Genomic DNA, 25,597 nt, shown 5'->3' with positions numbered 1-25,597 from the left:
TTTAGTTTAGTAGTGGAAGGTTGTCCGATGCAATTTCGGTGAAATATTGTTGTATACGTGATTCACTCAAGAATCTGGCGAATCGTGTTGGGGGAGATTTGTTCATCGTGAGAAGAGAGAAAAAAGGAGTCTCCAAGTCCGCCTTTTTATGTTGGATAGAATAATTTGTTAGTATCGGAAATCCCGTCATTTGGAACAGGTAGCCGATACACAGGATGGGTTCTGTACCACTATACTTTTCAAGTAAAAAAAAACGAAAAACTGTATGACTAAATGATGTGCTTCTAATGGATCGGATATAAAATGATCGTTGAATAAGATGTTCATTCAACATTATTTATTCTTATATAAAAAATAGGACTTGGTACGAGTTATTTTCTATATATGATTAATTTAAATAGAAGGTATACCAATATCAATGATAAATAGAATTAAAAAGGAGTGGAAACATGCCAATCGAAGAATATCGTAAACCTGTCGGAATGCATTATAATAAGCTGAACAAAGGATCGAATCCAAAAGATAGACAAGAAGCCGCGAATTTTATCTCTAACCAAGCGAATACCAAGATAAACGAACGGATCAGGTGGTCCCCAATGCTCTTTCTTCAGCTATTAGTCATCACTGATTCTCTGGCTGTGAGAGGGACCCCTCTAAGAGCCCTCCGAACAAATAGACCTGCCTTTGAAGCTGACACCTATGTGGATATTGGTCCAGTAAAAACTGACGAGAATCATATTATGCTGGATCACCCCCCAGTAAATCAGACCGCAACGAATCAGACCAAGACATACCAGCCGACGATCCATTCTCTTTCTTTTCGTTCAAGTGTAAATCCGGCCCTCGTTGAACCAGCACAACCGATCCATGCGACGGAATACTTTTCTAATTCAATAAAAAACGCAACCTTACAAGAACCGATTTCTTTAGCTGAATTCACCCATCATTGGACACTGCAGATACACAAAACTATTCATAATTTGGAAAAAATCGATCAATGCAATACGACAGTTACAACTCAATCAGTACTTGAGGGAGGAATGTGGGAAAAGGAAAATCACACACTTTATCATTTTAATACGATCTGCCAAGAGGCGGTGTCAAAATCCTTAAAACTAAGACAAGAACCAAAAGATGATGAACAAGAAATCCATCATTTTTCCTTTAAAAATAAAGAGGCAAAAAATAGAGTCGCTTTAGGGGAAATTCAAAAAAAAGCAAAAAATATCGCTCGTCTGGTTATAGATTCATATTATAAGAATCTAGCAGGATCACCAAGTAATCACAGTGAAAATAATCAAACTCATTCGACTCTGCCAACATCTTTTTGGGACAATTTGACAGATACCTTTACTGCTTTTTTTTACGAATATCAGAATAGTAGTCACACAGCAAGTTCAAATGACGTGCCGACTGAGAGTATCTTATCAAAATTTTTCACAGTCTTGGCACGGACATTCTCAGCGGAACATCTCGCAACTGAGCAGATATCAAAAGAGGAGAGAAAGATCCGTGAGGTGCCTTACCTTCCTCAGACATCTAAAAGCAACCAAATTCAGACACCCAAGAGTAGCCAAGCAACTGAAACACCGATATTGGAAGAAGAGGAAGAATATCTCGCAGCCCCGCTGATAGACTTAGCAAAAAAATTCAATGAACGGATCGATCAATTCTTTGAAAAGAGCAACTTTCAGATATTCCCCGGAGCGGAAGCGCTACCGACACCTCAAAATAATCTGAATGTTCCTATCTTACCTTATGCCTCCAGTATGAGTGTTTCAATGAATTATCTGGAAGACGAACCTTCTCTTGAAATCCAAAAAACAGTCAGTAAGGTACTGAAATCCTATGTGAATATTGAACCTTCACCATCAGTCACTACGAAAACATTAACACCCTTTTGGTTTCATTTAGTGTTATTTCAAAAGAGACATAAAGTAGGCATGGCAATGGAATCGATTAGAAAATCACTTTGCGATTTGTCTGATGACGTTTGCTTCTCTAATAGCGTCTCCACAAAAGAACTGTTTCGAGCTCTTTATAATTGGGGGACTTCAAAGAATCCAAGTGATCAGGAGCTAGTATTAGAAAGAAGACGACAAATTGCGCAGGTCATTTTAGAGGCTTATGGCGTAAAAGATGAGCCAATTACAGATGTCCAAGCAATAAAAATATTTCTACAAGCACGTAACAATCATGCCTTCATGAACTATAAATTTCAACTTCCAGACACATTGGAACAAGTGACACAACGAATCGATACGCCTTCCGCCTCAGCGGATGTGCCCCCATACGATGCGAGTAAAATACCACTGAATTCAGTGAAAGAAATCACACAGACGACTCGATCCTTTATTAACCAAAGAGTGGATATGTATACAAAAGGGCAACCTTTGCCTATACCAAAAACCGAATCGATTGACGCATTTTGGCTCGACTTAGATGTCTTTCAACAGCGCATGAAAAGTGAAGTCGCAACCAATCGGATCAAAGAGCGTGTGTGTGAATACCTTGGTTTCTGTTTGATCGATGATTTGTCTACCAAAGACTTTTTCCTCGCTCTACTAAAGTGGGTGGATAAAGACATATCAAGTGTTGCCATCCTGGAAAAAAGACGCCAGGTCGCTAAAGTTATACTTCAATGCTACGACATAAATGATGACACCATTTCAGACGAGCGAGCCATAGCCATTTTCTTTCAGTGGATTTACAACGATGTGTTTAGCGACATCCAGTTCAATGAACTGAGCCTAACAGACATACAACACTTAAAATCATCTTCTCCAACACAAAAAAAACTATTGCCTTATGACATCAGCTCGCAAGTATCTTTGAACTCCTCTAAAGACCTTTCGCAAGAAGAACACGCTGTCGTAAATAAAATAGTCATGGCTTATTTGAAAAATCAGACTCTACCTGAGGAATCAGGTGTGACTTTGCCCCCGATATGGTTTGATCGAGAATTATTTGATCGAAGAGCAGAGACGGCGAAAGTCAATGATCAAATCATCGAGGAACTTGTCGATCAGTATGAAGAATTAAAAGGATCATCAAGACTAGCGTCAAATGATTTTTCACTTGTTTTGCAAAATTTTGCCAATAACGGAGGCTCAAATGCGGCGATTATCGATCGGAGATTACAAATTGCTAAAACGATTCTAAAAGAACATGGACTACCTGCACATAATTTATCAGAGAAACGAAGTATCGCTATTTTTTTACAGTGGCGCTATAACAACGCGTTTAGTGGCTACACATTCAAAAAAGAACCCGATCATTTGATTCAGAAACGGTCAGGCGAACATATCCCAGGTACCGATTTGTATGAAAGTGATAAAAGCTTACAAGCGCCATTATTGTCATATGAAGAGCTAAATATGGACGTTGAACATGAGTTAAAATTACGGCTCATATCCTATCTTGATATAAAGCACTTGTACACGAACTTGAAAATGGATGCCGTGTTAACACCCTTCTGGTTTCAATATGAGATTTTTAGAGATCGATATCATACAGAAACAATTAATGAATCCGTAAAAGAGTTTTTATCCCTTGAAGAAAATCGTTTTAGCAAACTGAGAGGATCACTCATACGCTATATCTTTATTGAATTGGCTAAATTAGAAAGTGAAGAAAGTCCGACTCTATCACTGATTAGAAGGAGAAAGATTGCCCATGTCATACTTCATACACTTAGTCGCCCAGTGACAAGATTATCTGATGCAGAAGTAAATGCAATTTTCCTACAATGGCGAGCGAATAATGTCTACCAAGATGCCAAATTTCAAGACATAAAAACAATCCCTTTTTTTGAATCTCCTGAGTATACTGAAACAGCAACGACAAATCAGACGGAGAAAGTGATTCCTTCAGATCAGGAAAATGATTTGATAAAAATCAAAAAAGTGGTGCAAGAAGTCATCAATAACAAGCAACCTTTAGAAGCCGAAATACATGATCTGCCAAATTTTTATTTTGTTGGTTCTATTTATCGAAATCGAAATAGGACCGCTAATGTAAATCAGAAAGTAAGAAATTACCTTATCCAGCAAAGAATCGTGGAAAAGCTAGACACCCCCGAGATTCTAATTGAGCAAGTCGAAAAATGGATAGGTAAAAACTGGCAAACTGAAAATAGTGTTGATTCAGAAAAAATGCATTTTTTTGCATACATGATCTTGAAAGAATACGATGTACCACTGATAAGATTAGGTGAACGGTTATCAACAAGAAAATTGCAGGCAATTTATATGCAATGGAAACTGAATACTTTAGTAGAAGGAGCGACCTACCGAACGATAAATGAAAAAACAACCTATTATAAAATATCTCCAGATGAATCACCATACGTTTTAAGTAAATTCCAACAGAAGCAGGAAAGCGACCACATCTTTAGGCTATATAGTAAGGGCGTGACGCCCAATATTTCTAATGAAAAACCACTCATTCCATATGTGTATTATCTCAATATTTTTAATAAAATGGAGAGAACATTCTCTGTTAATAGAGGGAAAACATTGTCTGTTAATGAGGTAGTTAGGAAATACATGCTTACAAAAAATGTCACATTGAGGCGTGTAGAATCCCGCTTTTTAACCAAAGCAGTGGAAGACTGGATACTCTCTGAGCAAAGATATCATTTTATGATTGGAAGGGTATATAAAGTAGCCAACATCATTCTTACTGCATACAATATTAATGAGGAAGATTTGACTCTTGAAAAAGCTTATGCAGTGATACTCCAATGGACAAATAATAATACGCAGTATGGGTTCACTTTTGATATGAAACAATTGAATTTTGCCTATGGAAATGATGAGGATAGCAAAAAGCAAGAAATGAAGGAAAAAGTCAAAGCATTTATTTCTGAGAATGGCATCAATAAAAGTGGGAGACAAATCAGTGATGTAGAGATTGATAAATTCGGAAGTTCTGCAATACAGGCTGAACAAACATTACAAAAAGTAGCTGATTTTTTAACTGGCTATGGTCATCCTTGCAGTCCCGATGATAAAAATAACTTAGTAAAAGTGGCCACCCACTGGACGCTCCAAGAGGGATCATCCACAGAAAAAGTGGATATGAACAAAGTCAGAAACTTATTAGTTCTTTTTGTCGGAATCTTTAAAGTTCGAGAACTCTCAGATGAAGAGGCGCATCAAGCATTTCTTAAATGGGCGATGGATACACTAGAAACAGCTGCTCCACCGATAGAAGGAATACCGGAACCTCCTCCAAGCGATCCATCATTCGTCATCTCTGAAGATGGTCGCTGGCGAGATAAAAATATTAGAAATCAAATCGAAATATTCTTTCAACAGAAACAACTGCTGCCTAGAAACCCAAGTAAAGAAGAATTGTTGGTCGCTTTCGGCAAATGGTTTTCTCAAGATAGCGCAGGGTTCGTCCTCATGAATGATAAAACGCAACCTATAGCAAAAATCATTCTGAAAGAAATGAATCGATATGGTGGGGAAGCAGACGAAAAAATCAGTGAAAAAAATGCAGAATTAACGGTGACCAAATGGATATTTGAAACGATATTAGAAAACTCAGTCGAAGCTTATGTCACAAAAAATATTCTCGACGTACAAGATCCATCGATATTTACTATTGGGCAACTACGAAACTTATTTGAGGTGGATGAATTAGCAAAAGCAGGTGTGCTCAATTTGTCCAAAACAGATGCGAAAATATCAGAGGACTCCCTAAGCATTTTAAAAAAAATCTGGATTCTATTTGTTCAAAAGACCCTACCAAATTATTTCCTTGAGACAAGTGAAATTTCCGATGATTTACTGATATCGGATTTTGGATCGGTGATACAGCTGATCGGATCGAAATTACTTGAAAACGTCGGCTATCGTACGAAATTTGATCAAACTGAAATTCGCAAGTTGGGCGCTCTGTTCTGTGAAACGATCAGTACCCAAGGAATCACAACAATTGATGAACTAAATCATCTATTGATCCCCGCATTGATCACGACGGCGCAGCTCGATCCAGAAGGACTACGCAAAGCAGGGAAAGAAGGAAGCTATAAAGAATATGCGCTGCAAACCTTTATTGGTTATTGGAACAAGCGAGATAAAATACGTCTTGATATTCAAAAAGAAATAGAAAAAAGATTTATACCCTATCAACAAGCAACCATCCATTGGCGCAGAAAACAAGCGATAACAAATGATGTCGTTCAAGAGTGTGAGCGACTTGGTGCTACCTTTTCTATTGGAATGAGCGAAATCTATCTAGGTGGTGGAAATCCATGTCCTCACCTATTTACGCCCGTCAATATTGAGGTCGCCTATAAAAGCTTGACAAGAGCTATTTCTGATAGTTATTTTGACTTGGATCAAAAAATAATTGAACTTTCATTATATTCACTAAATACGGAAGATCAGCATTTTATCTTTTCTCCGAATACTACTGTTTTTTTAGCATCTGCCAAATTATACAACAAGGTACATTACTATGCTCCTTCTGCCCCTGGTTCAATGCCTATGATTTTTTTCAAACATGATCCATGGTTAGACACCATACTTGAACTTGAACAGACGGATCTATTTGTGGCAAATAACGGAAAGGAAGAACGAATATACGCGTTAAAAAAACTGGCAGATGAAGGTGGGTATATTATCCATCGCGTCGATAGAGACCCCTTACTTTTCCTTGAGTATGGTTTGTTTAATAACAAACATCTTTTGAAACAAGGCTATACAAAGGAAGGCGATCGGATTAAAATAGGCAAGAAATTATTTACCTTTACCATTGACATCAAAAAAGATAAAAAGCTATGTCAGGGATACGATACAAAACCCTTTATTGATCAACTTGCACGTCAACACAGTGATTTTCTCTATAATATCATGTATGAATTTGGCAATGATAAAACAGTCACTGAAAAAGTCTGGAATATAGTCAAACATTTTATCCCATTTTATGATTGTGTTGTGAGTATCATTGATCAAGATGTTAATGAAGCGGTGACATCCTGTACGATTGATGCGGTTATGATGATTCCTATTTTGGGTCAAGTCACAGCACTCAATTGGAAATTTGCGCTAGGTGCATCTAGAGCGCTAGCGAAAGGGGGAATAAAATTAGTAATCAAAAATACTACTTATTTTCTTCCTAGTATATCTGACATAAAAGCATTGATGAAAAGCGTTGCGCGATCTGTCGATCCAGGATTTGAGTTGTTAGTCGGAGGAGGACATTTGATCATCAAACGGTTGATCAGTTTTAAATACAGTTCACTGGTTACGACAGAAATGAAAATACTATTAAGCAAATTAGAACGATTTGATAGTGCATCTAAAGCGAAATTTATAGAAGAAGAGATATTACTTGCTAAGCTAGCAAAAGATGGACCACATATCTTTGTCAAGCGTACAAAAGGTAATTTGTTTTTACAGGTGACCGATATTGAAACTGGTGATGTCTTTGGCCAATATTATACGTTGCACGGCGATCAGTTAAAACGCTTTGAAGGGCCTATTTCCTTCACTTCAGAACAAAAGGAATTAATCAAACACTTAGCAAGTACAGTTGCTGTATATAAATCTTTTTCTGAGGAAAAGAATTTAAACCCAAGAGGGTACGGAGATGGTCCAATCTTAGCAATCAAAAAAACAGATCTACCAACAGAGTATTATATCAAGTTAAACGGTCATATAGTCCCAGTCAGAGCGACAATTATCGAAGGTCAAGGAATCCGTTATGACGTATGTAACGGAGACAAAATATTTCCGGTAAAATATAATGGAATCGAGTGGGGATTCGAGCCACTAACATCACCGATGGTTACAAAAGAAGTAATCGAAACAATCACAAAACAGTTGGGACAAACAGAAACGATAAAAGATCCAAGTACGCTTTCACCACCAGATGAAAATGGTTTGATGTGGAATGCTCAAGGAAAATCCTATCTCAAAATCAATGATCAGTATGTTACAACCGTATTACTCAATCCAGAAATAAATCGCTACGGTTTATTGAAGAAAAACGGGAGTGATCTGCTGAGGATTTTACGCTTTGATTTAGAAAATAATTATTTCCGCTTGGAAACCTCCGAAGAAAAACGACTGTTTGAGCTGGAAAAAACGATCCGAAGATCTGGAGCAAAAGACATCCCTTCGCAAGAGTTACCAAGTAGTTCGCAAGCAGGGACGTCAGCTGGCGCATCGAGTTCACAAACTACAGGTACAAACAAAGAACCAGACTACTCTGTTTTTCCGAAAAATCCTGGAAGAGAAAAAGAGTGGAATATGATTCGAGATGCTATCCCTTACATTAATATTGATGCACTCAGATTTGTGGATCATAGCGTAAAACTTCCTCCTTTAGAAGGGTTTATTCCACTACCTAGAAACCGAGTCAGAATAGACGCAGAAAAAAATTTGTTAAGTGATCTAGCAGAGGTCATCCAACTATATTTACCTAAAACGCCCGAGCTTCCCTACAAAGTTTTTTCTGGTCTTGAACAGAGTAAGCTTCCGCCTTCTCTCAGACCGTTTGCAAAAAAATTCATAGAGGAAGTTCAGGAAACGGCATCTATCTTCGAAAATTATATAAAATTAGCGGATTTCTGGCTAAGTCATGACAAAATAGAGACTACAGATGCAGCCAAACTTTTTATCCCGTTATTTGAACTACAGAACGTTGAAAATAAGGAAGAGGTCATGCGAGCAGCAGTTAAAAGGTTATTATATATCGCTAAAAAAGGTCTTCAGTTCGTTGAACAATCTGCTGCTTTTGAATTTGAAAATATTTGGATAGTTTCTACTGATTTGGTTTTTCAAAAAAGCACCAATAGTTATTTTTCTCAATATACAACACGCCCACTTGCAGATGCATTTGTTTTAAGCAATGATCCGAATTGTCGCATCCTTATTTTTGCTGATACTTTCCATATGGATTCAAAAATAGATTTGAATCGACAAGTACGTCCGGGTATAAAGGAAACCTTTATTCATGAAATCACACACACTATGGCCGGAACAGAAGATTGCATATGTTACACCTTACCCCCTCGAGGAGTATTCATGAACAGTCTGGAAGAGATACGAGATTCATTTAATAAAAATCAAAATAAGCTTTTACTATCCCCATCATTTCAAGAATTCGTCAAGCAGGCAGCGATGTGTTTTGGTTTACCAGAACTATCACCAGAAAGTGTCTTGGTGTCCATAGGTACAGATCCTTTTTTAAGTGCAAATATTAAATTGACTGATGCAGAAACTGTAATGAACCTTATCATCAGTCTTGTTAAAGGACTACCTTTTGCGCGGGCTAAAGTACAAAAAAGAGAAACAAAAAGCATGGATCTAGGGAATGGATATCTTATGATGGCGATTGCCTTATCAAAAATATGGGACTATAAGGCGAATGAGATAGAAATTCCATTGGACAATGTCCATACGCTCCTAAATAATAAAACAGTCACTGCCACTCCGGAAAGAGACACTGGTCATAGAGAAAAAAGAGGAATCGAAACCATCATAAACGAAGGAAAAGAGAATAGTGAAATCGTTAATGTATTCGGCTTGACTGGAAACACGGAAAATAAACGGAATGTCTTGGATCCGTTTGGATTGATCAAGAAACAAAAGATGAAGAAAAAACAAAGAACAGTCCGAAAGCAAAGTCCTTTTAATCTCTTTGGACAAGGAGGGAACAACGATAAAAAAATGAAACGAAGTGATTTGAATGTATCACAAAGATAAGTTAGTCACTATGATTGAACCGCTTCTTAATCAGTCAAGTGCAACTGATTAAGATCTCAGTAGGATGAACAGTTACGACATACTTTCCTCATTTTCAAAAAAATAAAACATCAAATTGATCGTTTTAAAAAAACTTGAAGTGAGGTTAACTACCCGTTAATAAAATCATCGACAAGAAATAGTTCGCATAGAAAGTGAAGAAACAAACTAACTTTCTATGCGATTTTTTCATTCCATAGATCGTTGAACGATTTAGCGATAGGAGAAGTCACGCATCTTCTCGTAGATTTCTTCAAATGAGTGAGGACGTACGTAGCGATTGCCACAGAGATAATTCACTGCATCTTTGTCGCCTAAGTATAATTCAGTATAGTAGCGGAAGGTTTTCCGACACAATTCCGGTGATACATTTTTGTACACCGCGATTCGATCAAGGATTTGGCGAATCGTGCGCGGTGAGATTTGTTCATCGTGTGAAGAGCGGAAAACATAGGATTCACCAGATGCGCCATTTTTATGTTGGTTGGCATAATTCGCTAGTACCGGGAGTGCTTCATTTGGAATAGGTACTCGCTCCAAACGATTCGCTTTGCGATCAACAACTAAAATCTGTTTCTTAAAATCAATGTTTTTCCACTTTAATTCAACGACTTCATGGATTTTCAACCCACAATAGAGAAGAACAGCTACGATTGCCAGATTTCTTGCACGATTTTTTTGTTCAAAAAGTGCTTCACGTGGAGAATTAAATCCTTTTTCCGGAATGAAAAGTGAATCGAAATTACTTAATAAAGAAGCGTCGATATAACGAGGAGCGGAAGAGGTAGTTTCTGATAAACTATCCCCTAACAAGGAAATCTCTTTTTCAACAAGGCCTTTTTCATACAAAAAGCGTAGAAAATGATTCAAAGCATATTGCTTACGGGAGATCCCGTAGTAACCATTTTTGAATTGCTGTTGCGTTTCTTGGGCAGCAGCTGTATGGAAAGCTCGCGTGTGAAGGTAAACTTCACTCAAAAAATTAAGATAGACTTGTTTTTCCAATTGGATAATCAACTGATCATTGATTTCCTGCTTATGGTTTTTTCGTAAGTAATCTGTAAATAAATGGAAATCTTTTGCATATTCGTAGCGACTAGCTAATGATAATTTTTTTGCGTTTTCCTGCAAAAAATCATTGAAGATCGGTGGTAACTGGAGCATCCGTTGTTTCAACTTTTCTTGTATCTGTTTTCTTGTTTTGACATCCATGCAAAAAACCTCCATTTCTTATTCAAGGTCAAGGTACAGTAACTAGTGTTTTTACTGCAAAGATTACGTCTGCTTCCCAAAATGTATTAGCCTTTTAGGGTGAGCGATGAAGGACAACTGTTACTGGTTATCCTAGCCTCATTTTACTACAATCATTCACTGAATACTAAAAACTAAATCAACAAAAAAGACACTTCGATGTAGCAGCAGCTATTTTCCAAAGTGTCTTTGTCATATATCACAAAAATTTATTTGATAGGTAACTGAATCTTAAAATCAACACCCATAGGAAGGTGATCAGACACAGTCAATTGCCCCTTATGTTGCTCGATCAATTGTTTCGCAATCGCTAATCCTAGCCCATACCCGCCAGTTTCTTTCGATCTTGCTTGGTCTTCACGGTAAAACCGATCAAAAATGCGTTTTTTGTCTTCATCACTGATCGAAGGACCAGTATTTTTGACATGGATCACCCATTCTTTATTCGTACTAATTGAGGTCACAATGATTTGGTCGTGTTTACTCGTGTATTTGAGTGCGTTATCAAGCAAAATAACTAATACTTGATGGAGTTTTTTCGGATCGACTAAAACGCTCATATCAGCATGGTTATCTATTAGAAATTCTTTTTGATCGATCGTTGCCATCTCTTGGAACGGTTTAGTCAGCTCAGCGATAAAACCTTTTGTTTGTAAGGCTTGTTTTGCAAGCGTATCTTGACTCGAATCGCTTCTAGCTAAGGTCAACAAGTCAGAAGTTAAACCAGTCAGACGTCTCGTTTCAGACAATGCTTGCGCAATACTTTCAGATTCTTCGATGATCGTATGATTTGGTTTAGTGAATAGGTGTTCCAAACTATTTTGGATGATTGTTAATGGTGTTCGCAATTCATGGGAAGCATTTTCCACAAATTCTCTTTGTCGACGCCATGATGCTAAGATTGGACGCATGTTTAATTTAGACAAATAGTAGCTGACGCCAATGGAGCCTAACCAAAAGACGATCATACAAAGGATCAAAATCGTTTGGAATGTCCCGAAAGAGGAGTTGATTTGATTGGTATTTTCCAAAACTTGGACATAGGCAACTTCTCCTTGGTTTGTTGCTTTTTTGGTAATTGAACGAAAATAAAGGGACGTTCCTTGATCAGCTTGTGCCAGATCAATATTTTGGATCGTATCTAAATGGGTAGTATCCAATTTGATTTCTTCGATTTGGTTAAAACGCCCACCAATGGTTTCTTTATTCAATACTTCCCCCGATGCAGACCATAAAATAACCTGAGTATTGAAACGATCTCCTTCAGGTAACGAATCCGCTTGTCGTGGGGGGATCTGAGAGTTGAAAAAAGGATCTCCATGTTGGTAGCGTTCGATCTCTAGTTGCACCATATGTGAGTTTATCGAGATATTCTTCAACATTAGATCCGTTTCTCGATAGGCAGATTGATTCAATAATTGTAGAATGATCCCCCCAAGCAAGAGAAATATCAAAGCAAAAGCTGTCACATTGGCTGCGAAAAGTTTCGTACGTTGTTTGTTGAAAATACTGTCTGTCATCGCATCACTCTCCTTGTAGAATATAACCGACATTACGTAACGTTTTGATTTCTTTATCCAAACCGGTCTCGCGAAGATGCTTTCTAAGATTACTCATATAGACTTCTACGACAGTGATCGTAGTATCAGAATCAAATCCCCAGATACGGTCGAAAATCTGTTCTTTCGTCAAAATGATCCCTTTATTTTGCAAGAAATAAACAAGCAACTCAAATTCTTTCCCTTGGATCGGAAGTAGTTGTTTCTTGTATTCGACGGTATTTTGTTGCAGGTCACAGACGATTCCTTGGTATTCTAACGTGTGATCACTGAAAAGACCTAATGAACGTTTCAACAATGCTTTGATCCGCATCAGTAATTCTTCACGATAAAATGGTTTGGTCAAATAGTCATCCGCACCACGCTCGAATCCTTCAATTTTATCTTCTAAGCCATCTTTAGCTGTCAAGATCAGGACAGGGGTCAAGATGTTCTTTTTTCGAAGATGCGCTAATACTTCATACCCATTCATTTCTGGGATCATCAAATCAAGAACCGCTAGATCATAAACACCAGATTCCAATTCATATAAGCCTTCGCTGCCATCATAGACTTGAGTTACTTCACCAATTTCAGAAATGATCTCTTTGATATTATCCGACAATACGTGATCATCTTCGACCACTAATAACTTAATCATACATTCCACCTCTATTGTTTTCACCATATAGTTTGATTTTACCATGATTAGCATAAACAAAACTTAAATTTCGGATTAAGTTCCATTTAAGCTAACCTTTGTATGCTAGGTGACATCACTTGATAAGACAGGAGGAAGAAAATGAAATTAAAAAATGTATTCCAACGCAAAGAAACAAAATATCTGATCCCAACGACACAGTTCCATTCTTTTTTAAAAGACTTGAAAAAACAGATGCAGATCGACGAATACGGGCTGCATACCATTTTATCGTTGTACTTTGATACACCAGACGATCGTTTCATTACCAATTCTATGACGAAACCAAAATACAAAGAAAAATTCAGAGTAAGAAGCTATGGTATTCCAAAGGAGACATCGATGGTCTTTCTAGAAATCAAAAAGAAGGTCAACGGCATCGTCTATAAAAGAAGAATGCCACTCACTTATGCTGAGTATCTGCAATGGCTTGATCAAAAACATTTCCCTAAAAATGAAGACGAACAAATCCCACAGGAAGTGAACTGGTTGTTCAAAAGAAATCCAGATTTGTCGCCTAAGACAATGATCATCTATGAACGAATGTCACTATTTGGCACGTCAGATCCAGATTTCCGTGTGACGTTTGACCAGAATATCCGTTTTCGCAGTACCAATTTGGATCTATCAATCACAGGGGAAGAAACTTTGGTTGCTCCTGAGATTGGCGTATTGATGGAAGTGAAAGCGCTAGGGGCGTATCCCTTGTGGTTTGTGGAGCTATTGAACGATTATCAGCTAAGAAAAGGGAGTTTTTCAAAATACGCAGAAACGTATCAGCGACATTTATTCGTTCGTACAAAGGAGGGAAATAACTATGCTATCTAGCTTGATCGAATCAGGGGCAACCATTCAACCTAAAGAATTATTGATTTGTATTGCCACTTCATTAGTTTTAGGGTTATTAGTTGCAACTATCCATATGCAACGTAACGTCTATACGAAAAGCTTTATTGTGACTGTTGCAGTCTTACCGATACTGGTTCAATCAGTCATCATGTTGGTCAACGGCAATCTTGGAACAGGCTTGGCGGTCGTCGGCGCTTTTAGTTTGATACGCTTTCGTTCGGTTGCGGGCGGTTCAAGAGAGATCACTAGTATTTTTTGGTCGATGGGTATCGGGATTGCAACAGGGATGGGCTATGTTGCATACGTGGTGATATTCTCAGTTATCGTCGCGCTCTTTTTACTACTGCTTTATCTTTCACCTTTTGGCAATCAGAATAATGTAGCCGAGCGAGAATTGAAGGTAACGATTCCAGAAGATTTGGACTACCCTGAATTATTTACCGATATTTTTGAAGAGTATACGTATACGCATCATCTCAGCTCTGTTCGAACAACAACAATGGGAAGCTTATACGAGTTACGCTATATTCTTCTATTGAAAAATCAACAGCAGGAAAAAGAAATCATTGATCAAATACGTGTTCGCAATGGTAATTTACCAGTCGTGCTTGGTAAAGTAGCCACGAATCGTGAAGAATTATAAGGGAGGAACTCGCATGAAAAAAATGTATTCATTGATCGCTACCAGTCTCTTATTAACAGCCTGTTCCTCAGCAAACTCCGCTTCTTCGGGTAAGACTAGCACAGAGGAAACAGATACAAGTACAGTGACAAATCTCTCGACAGATACGACATCTACGGAATCAGAAACGACGTTCGGTAATTATGAGACAGAAGATCTAACAACTAGCTATGAGGAAAGTTCCGCTGTCGACATCCAATTAGGGGAGGAGACAGAAGTGACAGGAGAAGGTGTCGAAGTAGCAGATAAACAAGTAACGATCACACAAGGAGGGACTTATGTCATCAGCGGAACATTGACTGACGGTCAATTGATCGTGAACGTACCGAAAGAAGAAAAAGTCTATCTGATTTTCAACGGTGTATCGATCACCAATTCTAACGGACCCGCAGTGGATATCCAACAAACAGAAAAGGCGATAGTGACTTTGGCAGACAACACCGATAATCACTTAGCTGATGGAGAGACATATACACTAGCTGAAAACGAAACTGAGCCAGATGCCACATTGTACAGTAAAGAAGATTTGACGATCAATGGTACTGGCGCGTTGACTGTCGATGGCAAGTATAGCAACGGGATTCGTAGCAAAGATGACTTGGTTTTGATCTCTGGAACCTATCTGATCAATGCGAAGAACAACGGATTGAAAGGAAAGGATGCGGTATCCATCAAAGGCGGGAGCTATCAGATCACTACTGAAGAAGGGGATGGTATCCAAGCAAATGGGACAGAGGATGAAACAAAAGGTGCGGTGGCAATAGACGGTGGGACTTTCAATATAACCAGTGGAAGAGACGGCATCCAAGCAGAAACATCCATCCGTAGCCAAGGAGCAGATATCACGATCCAGACGGCAGACGGAGCCGATAGCACGAACTTAGATACAAATGAAAGTTACAAAGGGATAAAAGCTGGGAATAACGTACTGATCAGTAGCGGAACGTATAGCATCAATAGTGCCGATGACAGTATCCATACCAATAACAGTGCTGAAATAACAGGTGGCACACTTACATTAAACTCTGGGGATGATGGTATCCATACAGACAATGAGTTGACCTTTAACGGTGGCACAATTGACATCCAGCAATCCTATGAAGGAATTGAATCCGCAGTTATCACCTTCAATGACGGAGAAATAACAGTCACTGCCACTGATGATGGGATCAATGCCGGTGGTGGCAGTGACACAGAAACAACTACTGGACAGTTTGGCGCTGACAGCTTTGGTGGCCCACCGGATGAGGCAGATGAGAACAAAGAAGTCACGATCAACGGTGGCACAATCTACGTTAATTCAGAAGGAGACGGTTTAGACAGCAATGGAAACATTCAAATGTCCGGTGGTACAATGCTGATCGACGGCCCCGTAAATGGTGGTAATGGTGCATTGGATTATGGTGGGACATTTACTCTAACAGGTGGGACATTTGTCGCTGCTGGTTCAAATGGGATGGCGCAAACAGTTAGTGATAGTTCTACTCAAGCAACAGTAGCGATCAGCTATGACACTGTCCAACAAGCAGGTACACTTATGAGCCTTCAAACAACCGAAAGTGAAGCAGTGATTGCGTATCAACCTGCTAAAAATTATCAAACAATCGTTATATCATCACCACAGCTTACAGTAGGGGAAAACTATACGATTGCTACCGGTGGCACGACTCAGGCTGAACTGACTAATGGTTTTAGTGAACAACTATCAATCAGTGACGCAGAAGATTTAGGCACGTTCAGCTTCACAGATACTTCAATGACGATTTCTCAATCTGGGGAAGCAGTTTCCTTTGGTCAAATGGGGCCAGGAGGTTTTTAGTTCCATCATAGAAGATAACGAAGGATAATGATCCCCACAATAGCGGGCGAACAAACGCTATTGTGGGGATCATTATTTTGTTCATTCCTACTTTCGTAAAAGTTAGCAAACGCTTGTGGTACTTAGAAAATGGCTATCTAGTGTTCTTTTTTCTTAAAAATACGATTATTATGAATGAATTCATCAAACGCAGCAATTGACTTATTGTATACACAAGCGCTATACTTTTCTCCAGTGACACTTTGTCACTCATAAAGAAATCGAAACGGAGGAATCAAAAAAATGTTTTTAGCGATAAAGGAAATGCGCTATGCCAAACTACGTTATGGGCTGATTATTGGGATCATGTTCTTGATCGCTTATGTCGTGTTTATGTTAACTGGTTTAGCAAGTGGACTCTCCGAAGAGTTCAAAAAAGCAATTGTTGACTGGCAAGCACAAGAAATCGTGTTGTCAGAAGATGCCAATAAAGTCTTTGCTGCCTCTCAATTGACGAGAGAAGATCTAGATCAAGTAGACGCAAAAGACAAAGCGCCTATTGGCTTATTCAGCGGAGCAGTCAAAGCAGAAGAAAAGGAAAATATCACTGTATTCGGTACGACAAGAGATGCATTTTTATTGCCTGATTTATTAGACGGCGAGATGTTCAAACAAAAAAATGAAATCATTATTTCCAAAAATATGGCAGATCTAGGTTTTTCGATTGGTGAAAAAATCAAAATCGGTAGCTATGATGACGAACTAACGATTGTTGGGATCTTCCCTAAAACTTATTACACGGTTGGTCCGGTCGTTTATACAGATCTTGATACATGGACACAGTTGAAATTTGGCGATCAGCCTTTTGCTTCTGATGAGAAGAAGCCGATCAATGCCATCGTCACGAAACAAGCTGCCACTATTCAATCAGATGGGGCATCAAAAACATTACAAAAATTATCGATTGAAGACTTTATTCAAAGTCTACCAGGTTATTCTGCACAAAACATGACATTGAATGCGATGATTTATTTCTTGTTCGTCGTTGTTGCAGCAGTTGTAGGCATCTTTATGTATGTGATCACCTTACAAAAAACAGCGATTTTCGGTGTCATGAAAGCACAAGGGATCAGAAATTCATTTATCGCCCGTTCCTTACTAGCACAAGCATTCATCGTAGGAGTGGTTGGTGTAGCATTCGCAGTAGGGCTTGCGTTCTTGACTAGTTTGATCTTACCGGCTGCCATGCCTTTCGCGATCATGTGGCCTCAGTGGCTTTTATATAGTGGGATATTAATACTCGTAGCAATGATCGGTGGACTATTCTCCATTCGGACAGTCGCTAAAGTTGATCCAGTTATTGCGATAGGAGGGTAATAGAAAAATGAAAGAAATCTTGACAATGAAAAATATCGTCAAAAAATTCGGCAACGGCCGAACAGAAGTGACTGCACTAAAAGAAATCAATTTTTCAGTGAAACAAGGAGAATTTGTCAGCATCATCGGCCCTTCAGGTTCAGGGAAAAGTACATTTTTAACCATTTCTGGTGGACTTCAAACACCTAGTTCAGGTGAAATCCATATTAACGGTCATTCGTTTTCCGAATTAAATGAAAAAAAACGAGCAGACTTACGCTTTAAAGAAATTGGCTTCATTTTACAAAGTTCAAATTTGATCCCTTTCCTAAAGGTCAAAGAACAGTTTTACTTAGTCGATCGTGTCGCTAAGAAAAAAGCAGGGGATGAGCGAATCGACGAATTGCTGAAGTCATTGGATATCTATGAATTAAAAGACAGTTATCCAAAAGATTTATCCGGTGGAGAAAGACAACGAGTAGCGATTGCGAGGGCTTTATTCAATGATCCAAGCTTGATTTTAGCGGATGAACCCACAGCAAGCTTAGATACCGATCATGCCTATGAAGTTGTCAAATTGTTAGTCAAGGAAGCCCATGAGAAGCAAAAAGCGACCGTCATGGTCACGCATGATTCTCGGATGATCCAGTGGAGCGACCGTGTCTATCGTATGGAAGATGGTTACCTAACAGAACAAGCTAAAGCTTAAGCAGTAAGGAGAGTGCTTATGCCAAAAGAAACATTTTTCAATATTTCCAAAGAAAAACAGCAATGGATCTTAGAGATTTTATTAGATAAATTTTATGATCAGCACATCAGCCAAGTCAAAGTTTCAGAAATCGTTGAAGCAATGGGCATGTCTCGTGGGGCATTTTATAAATATTTTCAGGATTTAGAAGATGCGTATACGTTCACTGTCCGAAACTACTCCAACCAAGTCCATGGAGATATCATTGCTTCAATCAATCGAAATCGATATCATTTTTTCTTAGGAATCGAAGAATATCTCGCTTGGTGTGGAGAGCTAAGTAAAGAGAGTTCTTACTGGCGATCCATCAAATTACTCACACGAGCAAACGATCTTGGTTCAGCGAAGCGTTCAAATGAGCAAGGTGACACATCAATGGTTGAACAATGGCTTGATTTGTTGAAAATCAACCAGATTGTCATGGCTACAACGGAAGAAGCCTTTAGCTTTTTATATTTCGTGATGGCTCTTGTCATGAATTCTTTGACAGATTATATGATCAACCAATGGACAGCGGAAGAACTGGTGGAGGATTTCCGCTATAAAGTCAAATGGCTAGAGATAGGAATAAAAAGCAAGACTGATAGCTAGATAAAATCTACAAATAAAAAAGAAGCGACTACTTCCCCAGAATTTTCCGATGTTGGGAGTAGGCACTTCTTTTTTATACAGTCGCTGAATAACCATTATTAAAGCTTGATGGTAAACATCTGGAGCATTGTTCATTTCAAGTCAAGACAACTTGTATACCAACCACATCGAAAAAAAATAGGTTTTCTATTGACTTGGAGTTTACTCCAGAGACTATACTAAATAATGAAGATACATATTCAAATCGACAGGAGGTCTTTAAATGAAAAAACTTTATCTCATGCGCCATGGGCAAACCTTGTTCAATCAATTAGGGAAAATCCAAGGGGCTTGTGACTCTCCCTTGACAGAAGCTGGGATCAGACAAGCAGAGGTGGCAAGAGACTATTTTGAAACCAATCAAATCACCTTTGATGCGTATTATTCATCCACACAAGAACGAGCTTCCGATACGCTAGAAATCATTATCGGACAAAAAGAATATCAGCGAAGTAAAGGATTAAAAGAATGGAACTTTGGCCGATTTGAAGGAGAAAGTGAAGCGTTGAATCCTAAACGACCAGTTGGCGAAACTTCTTATGGTGATTCATTTGTTCCTTATGGCGGGGAGTCTTCAAAAGAACTCCAACAAAGAATGAACACGACCTTGATCGACATCATGGAAAAAGAGCACCAAAGCGTGTTAGCAGTTAGCCATGGTGGTGCCATGTATTTATTTATTCAAAAATGGTTACCTTATGAGCATGTAGCCAAGATAAAATTTTCAAATTGTTGTATTTTAGAATTCGAGTATAGCGATCGTCAATTTACATTTATCCAAGCAATCAATCATGAATTTTAAGTTATTTTGATAAATGAAGCGCTATACCCCATACTAATAGCCCAAAGACTAAACGAAGGATTCAGTCTTTGGGCTATTTCTTTGTTCCTACAACGCTTACTTCTTGTATTCCTTTAACAAGCCTTTTTGGATCAGTTCTTGTTTTTCTTTCAAATTCAATAAATTTTCTTGGTAGTTTTGCGTATACATCAAGGAGTACAAGGTATTCAAGACATAGTCGAAGGCAATTTGAGAAGAGAATGTAGCAACTTTCGCAAAATCATACTCTTCTTGGGACACGACCAACCGCATGGCTGCTTTCTTTGCCATTTCAGACTGTTCATTTCCTGTGATCAATAAACTAGGTGCACCAATATGTGCCAGATAGGTAAGAATACGTTCGTAATGATGGATGCGTCCACTATAGCTAATAAAAATTGCGCAGTCATTTTCCGTCAAATTAGCTGCATTCCAGGACGAATCGCTATATTCTTCGGCTAAGATCAAGAACTTATTTAGTTTGACTAATTTGTTTTGAAATTTCCGAGCGGTTGTTTGCGAATCACCTTTTGCAAATAAGAAAATGCGCTCTGCTTTGTTTAAAACAGTCGCGATGGTTTCTAACGATTGATCTTCCATTTGGAATTGCGCTTTTTTAATGGCTTGAATGGATAGATCCGCCATTTTTTTGGCAATCATCTTCGCATCATCATCAACGGTAAAAGGAAAATTAGGATCGATGACTTGATTGAACTGAGCAACCAGTTGGTGGACTTCTCGCCCTAATTCAAAGCGAAATTCTTTAAATCCGCTATAGCCGATTTTTTTACAGAAGCGGATAATTGCGGAATGGGAGGTATAGGTCTCCTTTGCCAACTCTTCAATCGTCATATAAACTGCTGCTTCCAAGTTCATGCGTAGATAATCGGCGATCCGTTTTTCATTTGTAGTAAATGTTTCTTGTTGGGTTAATTTTTCTTCGATAAGCATCCGTCACACACCTCCAAATCTATCTTACTGAATAACTAGAAAAATAACCACTTCTTTTTAGATTAGTCTAAGATTGAACATCTTTTTCAAAAATATCCTTATTCTTTCAATTTCTTTGAACATTTCTACCAAAAAAACTAGAATCGACTTTCTTTTATCTATTGTGCGCTATACTCAAGAAAAGAAATCATTCGAAAGTAGGAGGAAACGACATGTTAACAATCGCATATTTAGGCAATGGCAAAAGCACCAATCGCTATCATTTACCGTTCTCAAGAAGGCTCCCAGACAAGATCAACGTCAAAAAAATCTACTCTCCATCAGCACCTATCTGGGAGACTTTTGATGAAATCGACTATACCGATCAGTTGTCTGATCTGTGGAATGATCATGAGATCCAATTAGTGGTCATCACGACACCAAGCCAATTTCATGCAGAATACGCAAAACTTGCTTTGGAAAATGGCAAGAACGTATTAGTCGAAAAACCTTTTGCAGAAACTTCAAAAGAAGCAAAAGAATTATTCGACTTAGCAGCGGAAAAAGGACTATTTATCCAATGTTATCAAAACCGCCGCTTTGATTCGGACTTTTTGACCGTTCAAAAAGTGATCGAAAGTGGAAAGCTTGGTGATATTTTAGAAGTGGAAATGCACTATGACTACTTCCGCCCAGAAGTCCCAGAGGGTACAAAGGAATTTTCAGTTGCCAATAGCTACTTATATGGCCATGCTTGTCATACAGTGGATCAGGTCCTTTCTTATTTTGGTGAACCAGATGATATTCATTACGATGTCCGTCAATTACTAGGTATCGGCCGAATGAATGATTACTTTGACTTAGACTTTTACTACGGTCGAATGAAAGTTTCAATCAAATCAAGTTACTTCCGTATCAAAGAACGTCCTAGTTTTGTTGTCTATGGCAAAAAAGGGATGTTTGTCAAACAAACAAAAGACCGACAAGAAGAACACTTGAAAATGTTCTATATGCCTGAAAATGCTGACTTTGGGATTGATCAACCGGAACACTATGGTGTATTGACCTACATTGACGAAGAAGGAACTTATCATGAAGAGAAAGTTATTTCTGAAGTCGGAGATTATCGCCGCGTGTACGAAGGAATCTACGAAACGTTGATCAATGGCGCAGAAAAAATCGTAAAAGATGAAGAAACGTTATTACAAATGAAAATATTAGAAACAGGTATCCAACAGATCGAAGAAGCAAAAAGTGCATTCGAAGATTAAACATGTTGTTACATTCAGAAGGGGAGACACTTTTTCCAAGTAATGAAAGAATCGAGCCGTAAATCAAAAGGATGATTTACGGTTTTTTCATTAATTCTACCCACTGATTCACACAGAACAACAACAAATCCTCAGAGAATGAATGCTAAATTTTTCATTCGCCTTTTGTTTAATCATCTGTTACTATTTAGTAAACAGTAAACAAGAGGTGAGTAAATGGCATCTATACGTGATATTGCCAAAATCGCTGGGGTTTCAGCAGCGAGTGTTTCCCGTATCCTGAATGAAGACCCCACATTTAGCATCAACGAACAAACAAGGATACGTGTGATTGAAATTGCCAATCAATTAAACTATTCAGTCGACAAAAATAAACGTGGCAGTCGAAGTCTAGGAGATGAAATGACGATCGCCTTGATCGTTCGACATCAAGAAGAGGCAGAATTAGATGATCCCTATTTTCGCAAAATCCGTGGTGGCATCGAAAAAGAAGCGGCAAAGTGGCGCTTTCGTACAATACGTGCTTTTCATATGAGAGATGCCCATAAAGAGTGGAAAGAGTTAGCAAAATATGGTGCAGTGATCATGATCAGTGAAATGACGATTGAAGCAACGAAAAAAATCGCTACGATCAATCCCAACTTGATCTTGGTCGATAATTACTCTAACTCTGAAGAATTTGACTGTATCCAAACCGATTTCCAACAAAAAACCGTGGAAGTTTTAGAGGTCCTCTACAAGAAAGGCCATCGAAACATCGCATTTATCGGTGGCTACAGCAGTCAAGTAGCTGAAAACGGTGAAGTTCATAAAAACAAAGAGGAGATCCGGGCGGAATCTTACCTGAAATGGATGAAATTAAATGGCCTGCAACACTATGCCAACACCTATCAGGGAAAATGGAAACCTGAAGATGGCCTTCGGTTAGGCAAAGAGTTATTGGCGCAATCCTCACCGCCCACAGCAGTTATCGTCGCCAGTGATCCGATGGCAGTAGGTGTTTATAAAGCAATCAGTGAAGCAAATAAAAAAATCCCTGATGATATTGCTGTCGTGAGTTTTGATGATATCGAAATGGCTCAATTCATGACCCCAAGCTTAGCTAGTATCAAGGCAAACCCAGAAGAAATGGGGCGTTTAGCTGTACGCTTAGCGAAGGAACGCATGTTAAAAGAACGAACGATGCCGATTCGTGTGATCTGTCGCAGTGAACTTGTGTTACGCGATTCCATCGGACAGGACATCCCGCTTTAGATTAACTCATTTTACCTATTTATCCCTTTTTATCCCTTGAAAAAGTTCGAGAATCTCACTTTCTCGAACTTTTTTTGTTTTATCACTTGTGTAAACATTAAGTAAACAATTATACTCACCAAGTAAACGTTTGCACATATTAAATAAAAGGAGTTATCACACATGAAATTTGTCGATAAATTAGCTGAAAAAATGGTGCCCGCTGCAACGCTGATCGCAAATAACAAATATCTACTCAGTCTCCGAGATGGTTTTATGATGGCTTTTCCTGCAACAATGTTTGCTTCCATCATGATCATTATCCAAAATTTGCCAACAACGTTTGGCTTCGCTACTTTTCTACCGGAAACATTCAATACCTTTTTAAATGAGTTTTTTGGTCCGGTAGGCAATGCGACAATGAGTATTTCAGCACTTTTTATTGTATTTGGGATCGGTTATCAATTGGCAGGGCACTACAAACAACCACAAATCTTTGCTGGTGCCATTTCACTTTCTTGTTTCATCATGCTGTTACCGTTTGGGAGCGATGAAACAATGGGAACGTTTATTCCTTTATCGAAACTAGGTGCTGAAGGGATGTTCGTGGGTATCTTGACAGCGATCGTCGCTACAGAAATCTATAGTCGGATCAGTCGCTCAGGGTTTACGATCAAGATGCCAGAATCTGTACCGCCGATGATTGCTGAATCTTTCGTGGCCATCATTCCCGGAGCCGCTCCTTTGTTTTTATTCAACATCATCCGCTATTTATTTACTTTTACCACATGGGGCAATGCGGTCGATTTCGTTTATCAGATGTTGCAACAACCTTTGATGGGACTTGGTGGAACTTTACCCGCTGTATTGATCGCTGTTTTCTTTACGCAACTTTTCTGGTGGTTCGGTATCCACGGCACGTTAGTCGTCAATGCAGTGATTGATCCAATCATGGGTGCTTTAGCAATTGAAAACTTTGAAGCATATAAAAATGGCGCAGAACAGTTGCCACATATCATCAACACGACCTTTATGGGGGTGTTCGTCAATCAAGGAATGCAACTTGGTATTTCGATCACAATGGCATTCTTTATCGCTCGCTCAATCCGTATGAAGAAGACGATGAAAACGATCATTGCGCCAGCGATTTTTAATGTATCAGAACCAATGACTTTTGGCCTGCCCGTCGTGTTAAACCCAGTGGCATTCATTCCTTGGATTTTAGCGCCACTAGCTTCTACTACGATTTCATACTTTGCGATTTACTTTGGCTTAGTTCCTCGTCCAATCGGGGCAACGGTTGTCTGGACGACGCCGATTTTACTGTCAGGTTGGTTAGGAACTGGTTCGATCACCGGCGCACTTTTACAAATCGTGACCGTAGTTGTGATGACACTGATTTGGGTGCCTTTCTTAGTTGCGATGGACCGTGAATATTTGAAGGAAGAACGCCAACAAGTGAAACAAGAAAAAGAAAACCAACTGATGGATGGAAAAATCACCATAGAAGAATAGTAGGGAGTGAACCCCATGCGGATCGATACCTTGAACTACCGAAAGAAAATACCGACACAAGCCACACATTTTTACCAAATATTACTGGAAGAACAATTAAGCTATTTTCACAGCAAGGACCCTTCAATTACCGAGCTGACAGAAGGAGCAGCCGTCACGACTGCGCTTCGAACAAAACTCGGGCAAGCGACTGTCGAAAGCACGATGACGATCCAACGTTTAGTCAAAGATGAACTACTTGAAATGACTACTGATTACTCCGGTGGAAAAATCATTCAAACCTATCAACTGAAACGTCAAGATGAGCAGGAGTTCACGTTACATTATTCTGAAAGAAATGAACTGATTGATGCCAAAACGCAGCTGAGTTTGCTTTTTGTCCTGCCATTTTATAAATTCTTTTACAATCGACAGTTAGCTAAAAGAGTCAATTATTTGATACAAAAGCTCTGATTTCTCCACAAACAAGGAATGGAGGAACAAAACGTCGCTCTCTTCATTCCTTGTTTGTT

Annotated in this window: 16 protein-coding genes; 12 read left to right on the top strand and 4 right to left on the bottom strand. The window is 38.8% G+C overall.

Translation table 11 applies throughout. The features are described from left to right. Nucleotides 1-449: 449 nt before the first annotated feature. Nucleotides 450-9,725, top strand: coding sequence for a QWxxN domain (locus tag I2F89_RS00585; RefSeq protein ID WP_195513223.1), 9,276 nt, complete (start codon nucleotides 450-452; stop codon nucleotides 9,723-9,725). Nucleotides 9,726-9,977: 252 nt separating this feature from the next. Here the strand turns inward: I2F89_RS00585 and I2F89_RS00580 are convergent, their stop codons facing one another. The 3 genes from I2F89_RS00580 to I2F89_RS00570 all read right to left on the bottom strand — a co-directional run bounded on the left by I2F89_RS00580 (nucleotide 9,978) and on the right by I2F89_RS00570 (nucleotide 13,214). Then, complete coding sequence (locus I2F89_RS00580) at nucleotides 9,978-10,976, bottom strand: tyrosine-type recombinase/integrase (RefSeq protein ID WP_195513222.1); 999 nt, start codon at nucleotides 10,974-10,976, stop codon at nucleotides 9,978-9,980. Between the two features lie 248 nt (nucleotides 10,977-11,224). Next, nucleotides 11,225-12,535: a sensor histidine kinase gene (locus tag I2F89_RS00575; RefSeq protein ID WP_195513221.1), complete on the bottom strand. Its 1,311-nt coding sequence runs from the start codon at nucleotides 12,533-12,535 to the stop codon at nucleotides 11,225-11,227. Nucleotides 12,536-12,539: 4 nt separating this feature from the next. After that, nucleotides 12,540-13,214 carry a response regulator transcription factor gene (locus I2F89_RS00570; RefSeq protein WP_071867051.1) on the bottom strand — a complete coding sequence of 225 codons (675 nt, stop codon included), beginning with the start codon at nucleotides 13,212-13,214 and terminating at the stop codon, nucleotides 12,540-12,542. Between the two features lie 141 nt (nucleotides 13,215-13,355). On the opposite strand from I2F89_RS00570, the gene I2F89_RS00565 reads away from it, so the two are divergent. The 7 genes from I2F89_RS00565 to I2F89_RS00535 all read left to right on the top strand — a co-directional run bounded on the left by I2F89_RS00565 (nucleotide 13,356) and on the right by I2F89_RS00535 (nucleotide 20,118). After that, a complete protein-coding gene (locus I2F89_RS00565) occupies nucleotides 13,356-14,081 on the top strand; it encodes a polyphosphate polymerase domain-containing protein (protein WP_071867050.1) in 726 nt (241 codons plus the stop codon). Continuing rightward, entirely contained in the window at nucleotides 14,071-14,745 is a 675-nt protein-coding gene (locus I2F89_RS00560; RefSeq protein WP_195513220.1) for a DUF4956 domain-containing protein, read from the top strand. The genes I2F89_RS00565 and I2F89_RS00560 overlap by 11 nt, the downstream gene beginning before the upstream one ends. A 13-nt stretch (nucleotides 14,746-14,758) precedes the next feature. Beyond that, on the top strand, nucleotides 14,759-16,603 hold the full coding sequence (locus I2F89_RS00555) for a carbohydrate-binding domain-containing protein (RefSeq protein ID WP_195513219.1): 1,845 nt from the start codon (nucleotides 14,759-14,761) through the stop codon (nucleotides 16,601-16,603). Between the two features lie 282 nt (nucleotides 16,604-16,885). Next, the gene (locus I2F89_RS00550) at nucleotides 16,886-17,959 is read left to right on the top strand and encodes an ABC transporter permease (protein ID WP_195513218.1); all 1,074 of its coding nucleotides are present in this window, start codon (nucleotides 16,886-16,888) and stop codon (nucleotides 17,957-17,959) included. Between the two features lie 7 nt (nucleotides 17,960-17,966). Beyond that, nucleotides 17,967-18,647, top strand: a complete 681-nt coding sequence (locus I2F89_RS00545; RefSeq protein ID WP_071867046.1) for an ABC transporter ATP-binding protein — start codon at nucleotides 17,967-17,969, stop codon at nucleotides 18,645-18,647. 18 nt (nucleotides 18,648-18,665) lie between these two features. Continuing rightward, nucleotides 18,666-19,277 carry a TetR family transcriptional regulator gene (locus I2F89_RS00540; protein WP_195513217.1) on the top strand — a complete coding sequence of 204 codons (612 nt, stop codon included), beginning with the start codon at nucleotides 18,666-18,668 and terminating at the stop codon, nucleotides 19,275-19,277. 262 nt (nucleotides 19,278-19,539) lie between these two features. Next, on the top strand, nucleotides 19,540-20,118 hold the full coding sequence (locus tag I2F89_RS00535; protein ID WP_195513216.1) for a histidine phosphatase family protein: 579 nt from the start codon (nucleotides 19,540-19,542) through the stop codon (nucleotides 20,116-20,118). Between the two features lie 96 nt (nucleotides 20,119-20,214). Here I2F89_RS00535 and I2F89_RS00530 read toward each other — a convergent pair whose 3' ends face one another. Continuing rightward, the gene (locus I2F89_RS00530; protein ID WP_071867043.1) at nucleotides 20,215-21,087 is read right to left on the bottom strand and encodes a MurR/RpiR family transcriptional regulator; all 873 of its coding nucleotides are present in this window, start codon (nucleotides 21,085-21,087) and stop codon (nucleotides 20,215-20,217) included. Between the two features lie 212 nt (nucleotides 21,088-21,299). On the opposite strand from I2F89_RS00530, the gene I2F89_RS00525 reads away from it, so the two are divergent. From I2F89_RS00525 to I2F89_RS00510, 4 genes are all read left to right on the top strand, one after another. Beyond that, the gene (locus I2F89_RS00525; RefSeq protein ID WP_195513215.1) at nucleotides 21,300-22,337 is read left to right on the top strand and encodes a Gfo/Idh/MocA family oxidoreductase; all 1,038 of its coding nucleotides are present in this window, start codon (nucleotides 21,300-21,302) and stop codon (nucleotides 22,335-22,337) included. 216 nt (nucleotides 22,338-22,553) lie between these two features. Next, nucleotides 22,554-23,591: a LacI family DNA-binding transcriptional regulator gene (locus I2F89_RS00520; protein ID WP_086334662.1), complete on the top strand. Its 1,038-nt coding sequence runs from the start codon at nucleotides 22,554-22,556 to the stop codon at nucleotides 23,589-23,591. 162 nt (nucleotides 23,592-23,753) lie between these two features. Beyond that, entirely contained in the window at nucleotides 23,754-25,085 is a 1,332-nt protein-coding gene (locus I2F89_RS00515) for a PTS sugar transporter subunit IIC (protein ID WP_195513214.1), read from the top strand. Between the two features lie 15 nt (nucleotides 25,086-25,100). Further along, a complete protein-coding gene (locus I2F89_RS00510) occupies nucleotides 25,101-25,538 on the top strand; it encodes a DUF3284 domain-containing protein (protein ID WP_195513213.1) in 438 nt (145 codons plus the stop codon). Nucleotides 25,539-25,597 lie beyond the last annotated feature (59 nt).

Source organism: Enterococcus sp. 1001283B150225_161107_E12 (genome assembly GCF_015556925.1).
GTDB lineage: Bacteria > Bacillota > Bacilli > Lactobacillales > Enterococcaceae > Enterococcus_B > Enterococcus_B mundtii.
This window is presented reverse-complemented; position numbering and strand designations above follow the sequence as displayed.